This is a genomic window from Dyadobacter sandarakinus (genome assembly GCF_016894445.1).
Classification (GTDB): Bacteria; Bacteroidota; Bacteroidia; order Cytophagales; family Spirosomataceae; genus Dyadobacter; species Dyadobacter sandarakinus.
In genome coordinates this window covers 4,163,625-4,180,552 of the sequence record NZ_CP056775.1, presented here as the reverse complement: position 1 = coordinate 4,180,552, position 16,928 = coordinate 4,163,625, and the positions used below count along the sequence as shown (strand labels likewise).

Here is a 16,928-nt window from a genome sequence, read left to right as displayed (position 1 = left end):
AACTAACGCTGTAAACTACGGGTGGAGCCCTTGCTGCATTGCTTTATGTGTTAAAATTCGATACTGTTCTGGAAAGTTGTCTAATATGTATTGTGGATCCAGTTTTCTCCGAACGATTGTCTTCATTCTTTGATGTATTAAAACAAATGTGGATATTCCACTATACGCATCTTTGGTTCCATAAGTCACGATACAATCATCATCCTTCAAAACTCGTGAAATAAGATGAATATTATCTTCACGAGGGGGTATATGACCGTTAACGATAGTAACATATTCAAAAAAATCTCCAACTCCTAGTGATTTTCCATCAATATCCTCCATTGGGTAATTAGTGGAAAGATGATCTAATTTGCTTTCGGACTCGTGATTATCAAGCTTTTTGTTTAGAAAAATTGGAAGAGATCCTTCTAAACTTTGCTTCCAGGGCTGTAAACCTGATTCTCTCGAATCAAACGTATATGATACGTGTTGAATATTGTAGATATCTTCAATCTTGATCAGCCTGAATCCATTTTGGTAATTACTTCCCGCGTATGTCGCAGGGCCACCAAAATGATACATCCCATTTGCAATCCTATCCGGATGCCTTATCTCTGCATGTTCATGTCCAGTCAAAAGAATATGGCATCGGTTAGCCAAGTAATCTTGAACGTTTGGCCTAGAGGTATAGGAGTGGGACTCATGTTCATTTAACCAGTTAAATGGATGATGAGCAACTGCGACGGTTAAGACTGCATCTTCATTTCCCTTTACGATAGGCAACTGATTCTGAGCCTCGAGTAATCTCAGGAATGGATATCCAATCCATAATTTGCCCCTATCTGAATCACGGCAATACCAAGCCGAATTCAAAGAAATAAATCTAAGGCCTTTCAGAATTCGCTCTCCAACCAAAGAAGAATCCGAACTTCCTATCTTGAAAGCGGGAATGCCTAATTTTTGACAAAATTCGACAAAATGTGTAAATGGTGCTTCAAGTACTGGATCTATTGGAATCGTCAGCCTTTTATCTGCATCTTCTGACGAAGTCGGCACCATAATGTTTAGACATTTAGCTCGTTCAATGTCATGATTCCCAGGGCATACTACGATGTCGTTCGATGAAAGACCAGTAACATTCAACAAGCGCTGTATCCAGATCGAAGCGTCTTCGTAATCACTTTTTACTCCTGACCACCCGATATCACCCGATATAACGATTATTGTTGGTTTCCAAATATCTGGAAGTTGCTCTATTGAATCTATTATTCCATTTAGCGTTAATAATCTTTCCGCTCTTTGATATTGCGACTGTATATTCCATCCAAAGTGTAGATCAGTCAAGTGCAGTATGATATTGGCCATCTGTCTTAAAAATAAATCTTTGTTATTTGAGATTGATTTAGAATTCTACCGTTTGTTCTAAAAGTTAGGATGATTTTTCAACAGGCATAAATTGATGAAGATATCAAGCAAATATTCAGTGACCTATCTATCAAGATTAAAATATAATTCTGGTATATCATAGAGCAAAGATTTAACTACTCTCTTTTTAAATCCTAGGTTTCTCAGAGCATCCTTTGACTTTGAAAAATGGTTATAATCCATTCGTGGATCAAATACAATATCACTTATAAGATCGAATGGATCAATTGAGAATGAAAAAATATCATCGTTGTGAGTGCCTTGAGAATTATATATGATTCGCACTTCATTCTCATGTTTGAAAGGCGTCCGCTTAAAAAGCAAACTTTGTGCCTGGCCCACTCCGGTACTGTCTAAAATTAAATTTGATGCATTATCCAAAAGAAATGTTTTAAGATCCTTTGTATTATAGTAGTTAACTTTTCCGATAAAACAGCTAATCGAAGCATAGTCACCTAATGATCTGTAAAGTGCCGTGAGCAGCTTTCTAGGTGTAGTTGTTATACGGGCTCCACACTTATTCGGAGAATAAATCCGCCAAATAGCATCGCTTTCCCTGGTCCTGGTCCAGCATTGGCCGTAGAAATGATCGCGAAATTTTACTGAGAATTTTTGACCGTCTGGAAGCAGGCCCGTTGAATTCATAATAAAGTTTTCAAATGGATCATCCCATTTCTGTGGCCTAACAAGTACATTAATTTTATCATTAAATAGCTCAAATAGTCTATCCTCCGTGATAACTCGGTATATTGGACGATCAAGTTCTCCAGATTTGAAATTTAAAACGTTATTTGTCATGTAATTTTCGTTTTCGAGACACTACTTACCCTTAACTCAGAGTGAAGATGTAAAAAAAGGCTCATTTGTCTCACTTCATTTCGCATTCGCAACTGTCCCTAGTGCAGATTAAAAATGATCTGCACGATAAATTAATTGTGGTGCTAATGGATGAACAACTTGTAAACAATCATAGAATTCGTATCCCAGATCAGAAATCCTATATGTTACGATTAAATACGATTTCCCGGAAAGAACTTGCTCATTTTTTGTTTCGGTTAATAAGCCGTATTCTGTCAATTTTGGAGCCAAAACATCTACAATGTATCCGCCATCGTTCATGTTTAACTCTCCCATTGCCATTAACATTAACGTCTCACCTCCGGATAATCCTTTATTAAATTTATCGTAATGTTCTTTGAACTGAGTAATTATTAAAGTATCAGGTGGAGCAATACCTAAATTATCCATTTTTGAAGTTCGGACTCTTAGCTTCTGATTTAGCTCACGATACAGCTCCTCAAATGTATAATCCCCGATTTGAGTATCCCAAATCGGATTTCTGGGAACAACAGCCCGCTTCTTCCTCCAATTCTTCACAAAAAGAAGAACCAGCCAAACAATCAAAGTAGTTAATAATCCAACCCAAAGAGGAAAGGAGATTGGGTATTCTATAAACGTCAAAAAACCTTTTTTATCAACCGATTTCCAAATGAATGCACCAATACTAGCTATTAGAGGAATAATCCAAGGGCGCACATAATCCCAAATGACATTTGCAATCACTTTTGACCAAACAGAATCCTTCCAGAATTTCCAAAACCAATCCATACGTACTCGCACTTATATTAATTTTTGTCGTAATCTTCATGCTGAGCTGTTATGATCAAAAATTGTCTCAAAGACTCATGTATTTCAAAGATATTGTATTTTGAATATTGATGTAACTTTTTGAGACGATATATATAAAGAAATATGGCTAAATATAGATTCAGTCTCAATCTCGTAATACCTCCGTTTAATTGGACTTTGTAAATTTACAAACAGATTCATTAGTTGCGTCATTTGCGGTAACCGAAATGCCGAGTTGGAAAACCCGACATTTCGCTCCTCCTACTACAACCCCTTCAACCGCTCCCGCAACCCCTTCATATCCTCACTAATCTTCACGTCCAAAATCTTAGCATAAATCATAGTCTGCTTTAAAGACCGATGCCCCAGCATTTTCGAAACCGTCTCAATCGGCACCTTATTACTCAGCGTCACCGTGGTGGCAAAGGTATGCCGCGCAATATGAAAAGTCAGCGTCTTGGAAATCCCGCACAGAGTCGCAATCTCCTTTAAGTACGCATTCATCTTCTGATTGCTCAAAACCGGCAGCACAACGCCAGCCGCGCAGCATTGCGGATGATCCTTATACTTCTCAATAATTTCCAGTGCCGTATCCAGCAGCGGAATACGTGTAGGCGCATCCGTTTTCTGGCGGGTGGTGTCAATCCATGGCTCGCCATCCATTCCGATGACAATATCAGTCGTCTTCAATTGCTTCACATCCACATAGGCTAGCCCGGTGTAGCAGCAGAATAGGAAGATGTCCCGCACCTGGCTGATTCTTTCCACCTCAAAGACCTTTTCAGTTAGTCGTTTCAGTTCGTCCCTGGATAGCGGGTTCTTGACAACTTCCTTCTTTGTCAGCTTAAATCCTTGAAACGGATCCTTTTTCAACCATTTGTTATTGACGCAGATCAGTACAACCTTTTTCAGATTGCTCATGTATTTGATCGCCGAGTTATGATTGCAACCTCGTGCACTACGGAGCCAAAAATTGAATTCAGTGATAAATTCATAATTTAAATCCCTGATCGCCATATCATCCTTCTTGTATTTCCATTTGATAAAGGAAGCCGTGTGTTCCTTTGCCGTCTTATAGCGCTTCAAGGTGAGCGGAGCGAACTCTTGGCCGACCAGTGCTTCCATTTGCTCGTTATGACGCTGGAAGACTTCAAGGATAGTGCGAGTCTCATTACTCTTTCCGAGCAAAACATTCTTCAATGCTTCGGCTGTTAATTCCTTGTCATCCTCGATCAGAATCTTTTTCGCTTGAAAAACTTTTGAGCTCAACATGTCCAAATACGCGTTAAGCGTGCGGGTGTCTTCTTTCTGACCGGTGGCTCTGCCTGCATCCACGTTCCATCTGGCGGGGCTCCAAAGCTGTTTTGTGGACATTTCGACGGGCTTGCCGTCGACGGTAATTCTGAGGTAAACATAACGTAAACCATCCTTCTGATTCTTGGCTTGTTTTAGATAGAAAAACAGGCCGAAAGTTTTTTCCAACATGACGCTAACATTTAAGTGGTTAAATATCGCGTTACCAGCCATTCCAGACAAGATGTTTACGGCGTAAACAGGCTGTCAATCAGAAACTTACGGGCATTTTCCAGCGTCTTTTTTCGTCAAGCGTTGAACTACACGAATGACGCTAGAAAACATGGGAATTTTTGCATTTTTTGATATGATCTGAAAAACAAAAATGCCCGCAAATCATTGATTTACAGGCATTTTGTTTGACTTTGAACTGTTTTCAAGGGAGGGAGACGGGTCTCGAACCCGCGACCTCTAGAACCACAATCTAGCGCTCTAACCGACTGAGCTACAACCTCCGTTTTTCGAGGAGACAAAAGTAGCAAAAGGTTTACAGCTTGCAAGAGATTTTATCGAAAAATTTACCGGCTGCAAACCCTTTGCCTATATATCAGGCGATTAATTACGCCGAGTAAAGTGCGTCAGCGGCCTTCCAGTCTACAACGTTCCAGTATGCGTCGATGTAGTCAGGGCGCTTATTTTGGTATTTCAGGTAGTATGCATGTTCCCAAACGTCCAGACCAATAATCGGTGTGCCTTTGGCTTCGGCGATGTCCATCAATGGGTTGTCCTGGTTAGGCGTCGAAGTGATCGCTACGCCATCGCCTGATTTGATCAGCCAAGCCCAGCCTGAACCGAAACGGCCCGTAGCTGCTTTTTTGAACTCGTCTTTGAAAGTGGCAAATGATCCGAATTTCGCATTGATTGCTTCCGCCAATTTACCAGTTGGTTCGCCGCCGCCGTTTGGTGAAAGTGATTTCCAGAAAAATGCGTGGTTCCAGTGACCGCCGCCATTGTTGCGAACCGATGCCGGAGCTTTGCTGATATTCGAGATAATTTCTTCTATACTTTTGCCTTCCAGCTCAGTACCTGCTACGGCTGCATTCAAATTGGTAACATAAGCCTGGTGGTGACGGTCGTGGTGGATTTCCATGGTCAATGCATCAAAGTGCGGCTCCAATGCATTATTTGCGTAAGGTAAGGGATCAAGTGTAAACGCCATTTTTGGTGTAGTTTAATGATTAATGATTTAAGTATATCATTTTTCTAACAGCAGAACAGGGCTTTATGTTCTTAATGTCCTAAAAAATTTGAGCAGCAGATCCTGCGATTCGGCCCCCATTATACCGGTTGTAACCCTTGTTTTGGGATGTAAAATCGGCTTGCCCAGCAGTGAAAATCCGCGTTTTATATCGGGCGCCGCATACACCACGCGCTTCATCTGTGACCAGTAAAGTGCCCCGGCACACATCACACAGGGTTCAAGCGTAACGTACAACGTACAATCCACAAGGTATTTGGAGCCCAGGTGATCTGCCGCTGCCGTGATGGCAATCATTTCGGCATGTGCAGTTACATCGTTGAGTTTTTCCGTCTGGTTGTAGCCTTTTCCAATGATCTTTTCTCCGGCTGTGACTACGGCGCCCACCGGAATTTCACCGTCTTCGTAAGCCAGTTGCGCCAGTCGCATTGCTTCGGCCATAAAGTAGTGATCGAGTATGTCAGCTTGTATGTTCAAGGTTTATTTAAATTAAAAAACGGGGCATCCATTGTTTCCAATAAATGCCCCGTTGAGGTTGCTACTGTAATATTTATGGTTTCAAAACCCGCTGTACCGTACTTAGGTCACCATTCTGCACACGCAGCAGGTACAGGCCCGAAGGCAGGTTGGAGAAGTTAACCTCTGTAATGTTGCTCCGCAATGTGCTTGATGACCGCTGACGTCCGTTGAGGTCGAGGATCTCTGCTTTTGCTTGCCTGCCCGAAAGTGTTCCCGTAATTTCCACCGTGCATGAGCCCTGAACCAGCGTCGGATATATCTTTACCCATGCGGCAGCAGCAGCAGGCGGCTCTACGCCCAGAATCGGATCTACCTGTATCCTGGCAGAACCCGCACCTTTGCCCACACCGCAACTGTTGGAAACTGATTTAATGGTATAAAACGAAGTCGTCCGCGGTGCAACCTTGAAATTGAATGAAGAAGCACTTGTAGTGAACGTCGAGTCTTTCACACCGTCGCTGAGCACAAAAGTCCAGGGCGACCGGCCGGTAATTTCGGCTTTCAGATTGGCAGTTTCTCCTGCGATGATCGTCTGGTTACCCGAAAGTGTCGCCACAGGCAGCGGACTGGCTGTGATATTGATCGGGCTGACGCTTCCTTTTACGGTAAAATCGGCATTGGCTCCGATACTCACCACCCGCACAAAATAGCTGCCGCCTGTCGTTGTATCCGGAAATGTGGCAGTAATAAGGCCACCCGCCGTCACAGACGGAACTGTCCAGAACCTGGCATCCTGGTTTACCCTCGAAATCTGAACCCTGAACTGGTTACCGGCCGGGAACTCGCCCGATTGCTGGAAAGGCACGTTAAACGATTTGCCCGCGCACGCTTCCGAAGCGGACGGACTGCCTGTAGAAATGGTCGGTACGCGCACGCTCACGACCGCACTGCCGATCGGTGTGCCTTTACCGCAGTCATTTGACACTTCCGCTACCGAGTAAGTGGTGGTCTTGGTAGGTTTTACCGGCAATTGCACGGTCGCCTGGTTTGTCGTGTCGGACTGGCCGCTCGACAATGCATAAGCCCATGGTCCGTCACCCGTAAAGTTCAGGGTAATGGTCGCTGTGCCACCAAGGTCAATGTTTGCATTGCCGCTGATCGTAGCGGAAGGGCGCGCCTTGATATGGATTTTGATTTCTTCTTTTGGACTTTCACAGCCATTGGTGCCGGTTTGTGTTACATAAAAAGAATAATCTTCCACCTTCTCTGTGTAAGGTGTGAATGGGAAACCCTGCCAGTCCGTGCTGTTTGCCTCCCGGTACCATTTCAATACCGTTCCCGTTGCATCCAGGATCGGGGCTTCCGCATTCTGGCAGTACGACAGCGATGTGTTGGTTTGCGGCTTTGGAGTAGTGTTTATCTTAACATCTATTTTCGTACGTGTACTTACACATCCTGCGAGCGTCTGGCCCACATAGTAGGAAGTTGTTCCGCCTACCAAGGTAGAAGGTACAGGAGCTGAGGTGGTACCTGTGCCGCCTGTTGCACTGGAACCATACCAGTACAATGTTGCCTTGCTCAGTGCAGTAGCCGTCAATGCTTTTGCGGGTGTAAACTGGCAATATTCCACCGTGGGCGCGTCAATGACCGGCGCTGCGGGTAAGGTTTTTACCACTACCTTTTGTGAAGACCGCACGCTTTCACAACCTTTGGCCGACTCCTGCGTCACGTAATAAATTACCTGGGCAGCAGTTTTCAGATTAACAGCGGGTGTTGTTTTTACACCGGTTCCGCCTGTTGCAGCAGTGTACCAGTTCAGCGTGTTGCCCTGAGCCGCCTTGGCATCAAACGTGTAGGTCTTGCCGGAAAGGTCCTGGCATACCGAATCAATCAGTGCAGGGATGGTTGCGGGAGTAGGGTTTACTACCACGTCCAGTTTGGCACGCGGACTTTCGCACACCAGTGATCCATATGTATTCGCCTGGGTAACGTAGTAGGAAACAGAAGCGGCAGCCGTTGTGGCCGGGGTAGGTGCGGTAGCTGAGCCGGTTCCCCCGGTTGCTGTGGTGTACCATTTGTAAGGATTACCACTTTCTACGGTTAGTGCCACAGCCTTTTCGCCTACACAGTAGCTTGTGTCTGCCACAGTAGGTGCTTTGGGGGATTCTTTAACAGTTACCGTCACTTTCACCCTGGAACTTTCGCAGCTGTTTGAGGCGGTCTGGCTAACATAATAAGTGGCAATGCCCTCATCGTCGGTGTCCGGGACGGGAGCTGAGAGCAGTGCAGTGCCGCCTGCGGAAGCTGTGTACCATTTTAGTCCGGTGCCGCTGGCTGTCAATGCTTTCGCATCTGAACCCTGGCAAAGTGTTACTGCACTCTCGGCCGCCGTAAGGGTAGGAGCAGCCGAAATAGCTTTAACTGTCACTTCAATTTCAGCGCGCTCACTCTCACATCCATTGATGGTTTGGGTCACGTAATAGCTCCTGGTACCTGTGGTAGTGGTCGACGGAGTAGGGGCAGTTGCTGAGGCGGTTCCACCGGTAGCTGTGGTATACCATTTCAGGCTGGTGCCGGTAGCGGTCAGCGCATCAGCATCCTCTTTCTGGCAATATGAAATATCTTTAACAACCGGTTTTGCAGTGTTGCAAACCGTTACGGTAACCTTAATTTCTGTACGCTCGCTTTCGCAACTGCCCAGCGTCTGGGTTACAAAGTAGCTTTTGGTGCCTGCAGTTGCAGTGGAAGGTACAGGCGCAGTTGCAGAGCCGGTGCCCCCGGTTGCCGAGGTATACCATTTCTTGTTAATACCGGTCGCATTGAGCGGCGCGGCGGTGTCACCCTGTTTATAAGTTACATCAGAAGCTGCGGGTGCAGCAGGAGTGGCATTGATCGTCAGGGTTTCACTATCCGATCCGACTACATCGGGTGACTCTGCAATGACGCGTACCTTGTATAGGGCGCCGGGCACCACATTGGCAGGTATTACTAAGCTGATGGGAGACGTCGTGCCTGTTCCCAGGTCGGTACTTCCGATGTAACCACCCAGTATGTTCGAGAGCTGAACTGTAAACTTTGTACCTGCTGGGAAGGTCCCTGTTTTGGTAAAAGCAACCGAAATAGAGCTGCCGACACAGACCGGATCCGGGGTCACAGCTCCCGTGGTGATTGTTTGGGCAAATGAAGAAATTACTCCTGATAATATGGCAATGCAGGCAAAAACTCCCTTTTTAATAAATGTTTTTTTCATGTAATCGTCAAAATATCTTTTCCCTGACCGTAACGTTTGGTAAAGTTAGAGATATTTTCCCAATACATTCCCACGTGCTCAGGGGAGTTCGCTTTTCCTTTCTGTGAGTGCAGTATACACGATATCCTGTATTTTCCGGCGGGTTCTCTGTGTAGTAATGGAGGAGTTTTCAGGGTCCGGATTCACCCTGTTTGACAAAAATATAAACACCAGGCTTTCGTCAGGATCCACCCATACCATGGTGCCCGTAAACCCTGTATGCCCGAAAGAATTAGGCGATGCCTGGGGCGATACATAGGAGCTGCCACCATCAAAAGGTGTTTTGTCCCAGCCAAGTCCGCGGTGGTGATTTTCGTCGTACATTCTTGCAAACAGCGGCACCGTTTCCTGCTCGTAAAAACGCCGCCCGGCATAGTTCCCTTTCCAAAGGTTCATCTGAAACAACACTGCCAGGTCGCGAGCGGTACCAAATAGTCCGGCATGTCCTGACACGCCTCCCACAATCGCAGCCATCTGGTCATGCACAGTTCCCTGCAGCAGCTGGCCCCTGAACCGGTAGTCCTGCTCGGTAGGTGCAATCTGTTTTTCAGAAAAATGCCGGAGCGGGTTGAAGCCCAGGTACGCGAGCCCCAGCGGCTCATAAATATTGGATGCCACAAACGTATCCAATGCCTGACCAGTAACCCGCTCTACTATTTTTTGCAAAGTCAGGAAACCCAGGTCGCTGTACAGGTAGCCGTACGATCCCGAGCGTTCCCGGCGGTTGTTCATCGGCGATTGTACCACCCACTTCCACACCGAGTCGCGGAGTGCCCCTTTGGCAAACAGCTTGGGTGCCACCTGAAGATAGTATGCGGTATCCTGCCGTGAGCTGTAATACTCCGGCAGCAGTCCGCCCGCGCTGGTTTTGGTCCGGTCCCAGAGCGATGGATAAAAAGATTGTAACCCTGAGCGGTGCAGCAGCAGGTCGCGCACTGTAAAATTCTGCTTGCTGGTGCCGGCAAGCTCAGGCAGGTAATAGGATGCTTTCTGGTCGAGGTCGATCTGCTTGCGGTCGTACAGCAGCATCACTGCCTGCAGGGTTGCGGATACCTTGGTGAGCGACGCGAGGTCGTAGATGGTTTCGCTGGTAACACGCTCCGGGGTACGGTAGCTGAGTGCGCCAAATTGTTTTTCATAAATGATTTTCCCCCTTCTGGCCACGAGTACTTCACAGCCTGGAAAAACATGGTCACTCACGGCCGCTGTAGCAATTTCATCAATTTTTTTGAGCCGGGTACCGTCCATTCCCACACTCTCGGGCGTACCGAATGCAATGCGGTTGATGGATGTAGTGCTCAGCCCGCTGCCATAGCGGTAATTAAGTACCGATACCGGCAGCCTGCCTTTGGAGCTCAGAGCGCCAAAAATAATCTGCGGCACGGTTTCCTGCATTTCGTTCCCGTCCTGACTGGCATTGATCAGCACATCAGTTTCCGGAAAGTACTGGATGGCATAGGGTGTTCCGAAAATGCACAGGACAACCTTCTTGTTCTGCAATTTGAGCTGGGTAACAAAGTCGGTCATTGACGGTGTTACGCCATAGTTCTTTTTAGGATTGGATGAAATGCCGTGTACATCCACAATGACGGTATTGTACGGTTGCAGGTAACCCAGCATCTGCGTCATGTCATCCTGGCTGGCCACACCGTTGTACAGGTTATAGGCACGCATGGGTTTGTACATCGCCAGGGTTTTCTGAAAGGCGAAGTTGCTTCCTTCACCCATGCTTACCACGGCCATTTTGTCGTCTGCTACCGATCCTACCGGAATGAGGTTGTTGTCATTTTTAACAACCGTCACAGATGCTTCACACAGCTCGCGGTACAGCTCCCTGCTTTTTTCATTATTAAGGTCAGCGTAAAGATTGTTTACATCAATGGGCTGGTACCTGGCCAGTCCTGCCCAGTATTTGGCCTGCAAAATGCGTTTTACCTTATCGTCAATGATCTTTTCACTGATCACGCGCTGGCTGATGGCGTCTTTTACTTTGGTAACCGTTTCTGCAATGCTTTCGGGATAAAGCAGTACGTCATTGCCGGCGATCAATGCTTTCAGGTTTACGTCTGCGGCTTTTCCGTTTTTCAAAACACCGCGCATGTTCATCGCATCTGTAAAAACCAGACCTCTGAAATTCATTTCTTTCCGAAGCAAACCAGTGATGGCTTTGGACGACAAGGAAGTAGGTGTATTAGGCGTACTGTCCAGCGCAGGTACAAAAAGGTGGCCGGTGAGTACGCCCATCAGACTGTCTGCAATCATTTCCCGGAAAGGGTACAGGTCCACCTCACTCAGTTGCTGGGCCGAATGGTCGAGTACGGGTAATGTAAGATGTGAGTCGGCATCCGTATCGCCATGGCCGGGAAAGTGCTTCGCCGTGGCAATCACCCTGCTGTGCTGCAGGCCTTTCATATAGGCGATCGCTTTGCGCGTCACATTTTCTTTTTCTTCCCCGAATGAGCGGATACCGATCACCGGGTTAGCCGCATTGCTGTTGATGTCGGATACAGGCGCAAAGTTGATATGGATTCCGAGCCGGCTGCATTGCTGCCCGATATCACTGCCCATTTTATACACCAGTCCATTGTCCTGGATAGCACCCAGTACCATTTGTTTGGGGAAGGAAATAGTGCTGTCCAGACGCATGCCAAGTCCCCATTCGCCGTCGATACCGACGAAAAGCGGCACTGCCGAGTGTGACTGGTAGCGGTTGGTAAGCTGCGCCTGCGCTACCGGCCCACCCTGAAAGAAAATCAGCCCGCCGATGTGGTACTCGTCGACCAGCTTGTCAATGTATTTGTAATGTGCTTCGTCCCGGTTTGAAAACGCGGCTACCATAAACAGCTGTCCGATCTTTTGCTCGATGGTCAGCGATTGGAGCGTGCTGTCCACCCATTCATTTTCGGGCAGTACGAGTACAGGCTCCCGGTGCTTTTTGGGCGTACGGGTAACTGGTTCCGGAGTGTGTTCCGCAGCCACAGGTACTTCTTTGCGGTAGCCCATGAGCTTCCATGCTACGGACACCACCGAGCTGAAAATCACCAGTAATACGACAGACAAAATGATTCGGAACCGGTTGAAGAACCGGCCAGGATTATTGATCTTCACTGGGTTAAAGAGGATTGTTAGGTAACACTTTCAACTTATGCACTAATTCAGGGAGTTTATCGATAGTTACAATAATAACAAATTGCGATCGCTTTAAATCCTATTAAATATTTTTTTAAGGCAATTCTAATATTTGTTTTAACAACTATAAAAGGCAGGTAAGTCCGGGCTGCTTACAGGGAAGTAAGGTTCCGGAAAATGGATTCCAGAGACTCGCCTGTTGCCCGCAGCTGGTTTAAAGTACTGTCACTGACAACCTTGCCTTTATTGATAATGATCACACGGTCGCAGAGTGCCTCTACTTCCTGCATGATGTGCGTTGAAAAAAGAACGGTCTTGTTTTGACCGGCACTGCGTATTACTTCCCTGATTTCCTGGATCTGGTTGGGATCAAGGCCGGTGGTGGGCTCGTCCAGGATCAGTACTGAGGGATCGTGCAAAAAAGATTGCGCAAGTCCTACGCGCTGGCGGTAACCTTTGGAAAGCTGCGCAATTTTCTTGCGTTTCTCAGCTTCCAGGCCACACATCGTAATCACATCCTCCACCCGCGCTTGTAACGCTTTCCCGCTCATGCCGTACAGCTTGCCCGAAAAAAGAAGAAATTCAGTTACAAACATGTCCAGGTACAAGGGGTTGTGCTCGGGCAGGTAGCCAATAGCCCGGCGCGCCGGCATCGGACTCTGCACCACATCATGCTCCGAAACGCTCGCCTGACCGGAAGACGGTTTGAGGTAGCCGGTGAGTATTTTCATGGTCGTGGACTTACCCGCACCGTTCGGGCCGAGAAAACCCACGATCTCTCCCTTTTTCAAGGAAAATGAAATACCATCAACCGCCCGCTGCGATCCGTAGGTCTTGGTGAGGTTAGTGACTTGGATGGACATGGTGGGTTGGTTAGTTAGTTAGTGAGTGAGTGAGTGAGTGAGTTAATGAGTTAGTGACTGAATGACTGAATGACTGAATATTTTTAGTCCAATGACCTAATGACCTAATGACCCAATGACTCAATGACCCAATGACTTCCTTAAACCTTCAGAAATAACTTGTTCCGGAATAACAGATACATAAATACCCATTGTACCATGATAATCGCGATTACTTCGCCCATGGCTTCTACAGGGTGGGGGAAGTAGGAGAGGATGCCGCCGAAAAGTGCATGCGCGGTGTAGGCGAAATCTATAAAGCGTCCAACCATGTAAATCACAATGGAGTTCATCCCGATCACGACAAAGAAAAGCGTCCATTTTCTGAAATTCATGACATCCACGATCCAGTAGAACAATGCAAGCAGCAAGGTACTGAAGCCACCGGCGCATAGTACGAAGGAGCTGGTCCAAAGGTTTTTGTTGATCGGGAAAAAATGATCCCAGACCACGCAGAGCAGCAGGCTTACAATACCGGCAAAAATCAGGTACACGACTTTGGATTTGCGGGCGATGATCTCGTCGCTTGTTCTCAGCAGCTCGCCGGCAAAGATGCCCATCAGCCCGGTACCAATTGCCGGAATCGCTGAAATTAGTCCTTCCGGATCATGTATTTTGAGGTAAAGCCTGCCCGGAATAATCAGGCGGTCAATGTAGCTGGCCGGGTTGCACTCCATGGTAAGGGTGCCGGGTTCGCAGCCGGGTACCGGGAAAAACATCATGAATGCATAGTAGCCGAGCAGCAGTCCGGCAAACCAGGCCCAGCGTGCTTTGGGGCCGGTATACAGGTAAATAATCTGTGCAAACATACCTGCAAGACCAATGCGGCCGAGTACGCTGGGGTACCGCATTCTGGCCCACTCGGTATGGAAAATACCATTATTATAAATGATGCCAAGAAATACCAGGATCAGTCCGCGGCGGATTACCTTCCCGATCAGCTCGGAGGGAGGAACGCCCTTTTCCAGCCGGCTTCCCAGTGAAAATGGCGTGGAAACACCCGCCATAAAAAGGAAGGTCGGGAAGATGAGGTCGTAAGCCCGGAAACCGTTCCAATCCGGGTGCGTAAACTGGTGTGCCATAAAAATAGCCCATGACCAGCCTGTGACTTTGGCCAGCACTGCGAAGATCTCTTCGCCGCCCGTGATCCAGAACATATCAAAACCGCGCAGCGTATCCAGCGACAGCAATCTGTGAGAGGGGGTACTTTCTTTCATTACAAAAGATGGGGTAAGGGAAATAAAATTTGGGAATAGGTAACTCTTTTAGAATAAAATCTAAATGCTAGTACCCGAAAGTTCGCAAAAAATACTATTTCATCCTTGTCACTAAAATATATTTATTCAAATAAGCCTGTAAGTCAGTAAAATAGTCAAAGAATGAGTATCCGGCAGAGTGACCATGAACGTGCCTTCCAAAAATAGAATTTCCGGCTGTATATGGCCTTTCGGCCTCACTGCGTTATAAGCATCAAATTTTTAATTGTAATTCAATGAAAAAACTCCTGACGATTGCATGCATACTGGCCGGACTGTGGCTGGGCGGCTGCGCCACATCCGGGTCCTCTGCTACGGGCGACAACTACCAGACTGAAGAGCCGGTATATAACAGCAAGCTCAACAACCGCCGGCTCGAAAAGAACATGGAGCAGTTTGCGGAAGAGCTGCAACTTACAAAGCGGCAGCAAAAACAGCTGAAAAAGATCGATCGCCGCTACGCAAAAATGGAGCGGAAAATGAGAAGAAAGGATGATACCCGGCGCCGGGACCGCAAGCGGCTTCAGGAAGAGAAACGCCGGGAAATGATCGAGGTACTCACAGCCGGTCAGCAGCAGAAATTACAGGAACTGTCACGCAAGGGCAGGTTCAGCCTGGATCAGATTTTCGGGAAGTAATTACCGCAATCCTTCCAGCCAGGCCTGTACGGCCGGGCCTGTCATGTTGAAGAGGATACCCGGAAGGATACCGATCAGCACGGTAATTACGGCCAGTGGAACCAGCAGTGCTTTTTCACGGAGAGTAAGATCTGTCAGCACGTGACTGGTTTCATTCCGGTACCAGTACGACCCAAAAAACATGCGCTGGTATGTCCAGAGGAAATAGCCGGCTGCGAGCACGATCCCAAGTGTGGAGAGCACCGGGATCCAGACCGGCAGCGTGGTAGACTGGAATGCGCCCATCAGCGTAAAAAGCTCTCCCACAAATCCCGAAAACCCGGGTAGTCCGAGGGAAGCAAAGAATGCAATGCCTGTGAGCACGGTAAATTGCGGCATGACGCTGATCAGACCCCGGTAGTTTTCGATGCGGCGGTCGTGGGTACGGTCATAAAGTACCCCGGTAAGCAGGAAGAGCATCGCCGACAGGATACCATGACTCACCATCTGGTAAATGGCACCATTGATGCCCTCTGCGGTAAAGGCTGCAATCCCCAGGAGCACAAAGCCCATGTGTGATACTGAAGAATAGGCGATCATTTTCTTAAGATCATTTTGCCCGAGTGCATTGAAGCCGCCGTAAACAATGGATACCATCCCTAAAATGGCCAGTGGTACTGTGCTGTACGATGCTTCCAGTGGGAAAAAGCCGTCAACAATCCGGATGAAACCGTACCCGCCGATCTTTAACAGGATTCCTGCAAGCACCACGGATATAGGTGTGGGAGCTTCCACGTGGGCATCGGGCAGCCAGGTATGCACCGGCACGACAGGGAGCTTGACCGCAAATCCGATGAACAGGAACCAGAATGCAATGAGCCGCACGGGCAGGTGAAGGATAAAGTACTGGGATGCCAGGTTGAGCAGCGAGCCCGGAATGTAATTATCGGCGTCGGCCAGGTAGGAAAACCGGAACGTATGCACCATCTGCTCGGGCGCAATTTTGCCCTCGGCAAGCCATGCCTGTATCTGCGGGATTGTTTCGACAGGAATGACGTCTTCCAGGCCGAGCATGCCCACCAGCCTGGCGGTTTCAACCGGATCAATCACGGAAAGGTACAGGCCGATCATGACAATCAGGATCAGCAAGGAGCCCAGAAAGGTATAGACAAAGAATTTCAATGCAGCATATTCCCGCCGCGGACCACCCCACAGACCGATCAGGAAATACATGGGAAGGAGCATAAACTCGAAAAACAGGTAGAACAGGAAGAAGTCCTGTGCCAGAAAGCACCCGATCACGCTGCCGCTCAGCAGGAGGTACAATGCAAAGTACGCGCGGGTTTTATGGTTGATGTTCCAGGAACTGATGATGCCGGCAAACAATACGATCACGGCCAGCAGTACCAGCGGAAAGCTGATCCCGTCCACGGCCAGCGCATAGTCCACAGATATGACACCCAGCGATCCGATAGGCAGGGTAATCCAGTCGGAGGTTTCGGAAAGCTGGAAGCCGGGATTGTGGTTGTCAAAAAGAAAATACATTCCTGCGGTTACCACCAGCTCAATAACCAGGGCTGTAAGTGCAATGATCCTGTAATCGGAATCGCGGGTCGTGGGCCAGAAAGCCACAGCCGCAGCACCGAAGATTGGAATAATGATGAGTAAAGAAAGTATATGGTCGAGCAT

12 protein-coding genes and 1 tRNA gene are annotated in these 16,928 nt (G+C 47.6%); 1 reads left to right on the top strand and 12 read right to left on the bottom strand.

Features of this window, described 5'->3' with window-relative positions:
* Positions 1-15: 15 nt before the first annotated feature.
* From HWI92_RS16895 to HWI92_RS16845, 11 genes are all read right to left on the bottom strand, one after another.
* A complete protein-coding gene (locus HWI92_RS16895; protein ID WP_204657444.1) occupies positions 16-1,347 on the bottom strand; it encodes a metallophosphoesterase family protein in 1,332 nt (443 codons plus the stop codon).
* A 123-nt stretch (positions 1,348-1,470) separates the two neighbouring features.
* Positions 1,471-2,205 (bottom strand): DUF2971 domain-containing protein, encoded by a 735-nt coding sequence (locus HWI92_RS16890; protein WP_204657442.1) that lies wholly within the window; start codon positions 2,203-2,205, stop codon positions 1,471-1,473.
* Positions 2,206-2,313: 108 nt separating this feature from the next.
* Positions 2,314-3,015 (bottom strand): hypothetical protein, encoded by a 702-nt coding sequence (locus HWI92_RS16885; protein ID WP_204657440.1) that lies wholly within the window; start codon positions 3,013-3,015, stop codon positions 2,314-2,316.
* A 285-nt stretch (positions 3,016-3,300) separates the two neighbouring features.
* The gene (locus HWI92_RS16880) at positions 3,301-4,563 is read right to left on the bottom strand and encodes a site-specific integrase (protein WP_310589481.1); all 1,263 of its coding nucleotides are present in this window, start codon (positions 4,561-4,563) and stop codon (positions 3,301-3,303) included.
* Positions 4,564-4,769: 206 nt separating this feature from the next.
* A tRNA-His gene (locus HWI92_RS16875) sits at positions 4,770-4,845 on the bottom strand.
* Positions 4,846-4,948: 103 nt separating this feature from the next.
* Positions 4,949-5,548, bottom strand: coding sequence for a superoxide dismutase (locus HWI92_RS16870; protein WP_204657438.1), 600 nt, complete (start codon positions 5,546-5,548; stop codon positions 4,949-4,951).
* 63 nt (positions 5,549-5,611) lie between these two features.
* Positions 5,612-6,028, bottom strand: coding sequence for a nucleoside deaminase (locus HWI92_RS16865; RefSeq protein ID WP_204664634.1), 417 nt, complete (start codon positions 6,026-6,028; stop codon positions 5,612-5,614).
* Between the two features lie 109 nt (positions 6,029-6,137).
* On the bottom strand, positions 6,138-9,296 hold the full coding sequence (locus tag HWI92_RS16860) for a T9SS type A sorting domain-containing protein (protein WP_204657436.1): 3,159 nt from the start codon (positions 9,294-9,296) through the stop codon (positions 6,138-6,140).
* Between the two features lie 78 nt (positions 9,297-9,374).
* A complete protein-coding gene (locus HWI92_RS16855; protein WP_229248152.1) occupies positions 9,375-12,395 on the bottom strand; it encodes a serine hydrolase domain-containing protein in 3,021 nt (1,006 codons plus the stop codon).
* A 221-nt stretch (positions 12,396-12,616) separates the two neighbouring features.
* Positions 12,617-13,327, bottom strand: coding sequence for an ATP-binding cassette domain-containing protein (locus tag HWI92_RS16850; RefSeq protein WP_204657434.1), 711 nt, complete (start codon positions 13,325-13,327; stop codon positions 12,617-12,619).
* Between the two features lie 140 nt (positions 13,328-13,467).
* Entirely contained in the window at positions 13,468-14,583 is a 1,116-nt protein-coding gene (locus HWI92_RS16845; protein ID WP_204657432.1) for an acyltransferase family protein, read from the bottom strand.
* 275 nt (positions 14,584-14,858) lie between these two features.
* On the opposite strand from HWI92_RS16845, the gene HWI92_RS16840 reads away from it, so the two are divergent.
* Entirely contained in the window at positions 14,859-15,260 is a 402-nt protein-coding gene (locus tag HWI92_RS16840) for a hypothetical protein (protein ID WP_204657430.1), read from the top strand.
* Here the strand turns inward: HWI92_RS16840 and HWI92_RS16835 are convergent, their stop codons facing one another.
* A complete protein-coding gene (locus HWI92_RS16835) occupies positions 15,261-16,928 on the bottom strand; it encodes a complex I subunit 4 family protein (RefSeq protein WP_204657428.1) in 1,668 nt (555 codons plus the stop codon).

Bases quoted from the DNA above. Each gene is read 5' to 3' on its own strand.
- HWI92_RS16840 (WP_204657430.1), top strand. From the start codon at position 14,859: ATGAAAAAACTCCTGACGATTGCATGCATACTGGCCGGACTGTGGCTG.
- HWI92_RS16850 (WP_204657434.1), bottom strand. From the start codon at position 13,327: ATGTCCATCCAAGTCACTAACCTCACCAAGACCTACGGATCGCAGCGG.
- HWI92_RS16880 (WP_310589481.1), bottom strand. From the start codon at position 4,563: ATGGCTGGTAACGCGATATTTAACCACTTAAATGTTAGCGTCATGTTG.
- HWI92_RS16885 (WP_204657440.1), bottom strand. From the start codon at position 3,015: ATGGATTGGTTTTGGAAATTCTGGAAGGATTCTGTTTGGTCAAAAGTG.
- HWI92_RS16870 (WP_204657438.1), bottom strand. From the start codon at position 5,548: ATGGCGTTTACACTTGATCCCTTACCTTACGCAAATAATGCATTGGAG.
- HWI92_RS16890 (WP_204657442.1), bottom strand. From the start codon at position 2,205: ATGACAAATAACGTTTTAAATTTCAAATCTGGAGAACTTGATCGTCCA.
- HWI92_RS16835 (WP_204657428.1), bottom strand. From the start codon at position 16,928: ATGCTCGACCATATACTTTCTTTACTCATCATTATTCCAATCTTCGGT.
- HWI92_RS16865 (WP_204664634.1), bottom strand. From the start codon at position 6,028: ATGGCCGAAGCAATGCGACTGGCGCAACTGGCTTACGAAGACGGTGAA.
- HWI92_RS16895 (WP_204657444.1), bottom strand. From the start codon at position 1,347: ATGGCCAATATCATACTGCACTTGACTGATCTACACTTTGGATGGAAT.
- HWI92_RS16860 (WP_204657436.1), bottom strand. From the start codon at position 9,296: ATGAAAAAAACATTTATTAAAAAGGGAGTTTTTGCCTGCATTGCCATA.
- HWI92_RS16845 (WP_204657432.1), bottom strand. From the start codon at position 14,583: ATGAAAGAAAGTACCCCCTCTCACAGATTGCTGTCGCTGGATACGCTG.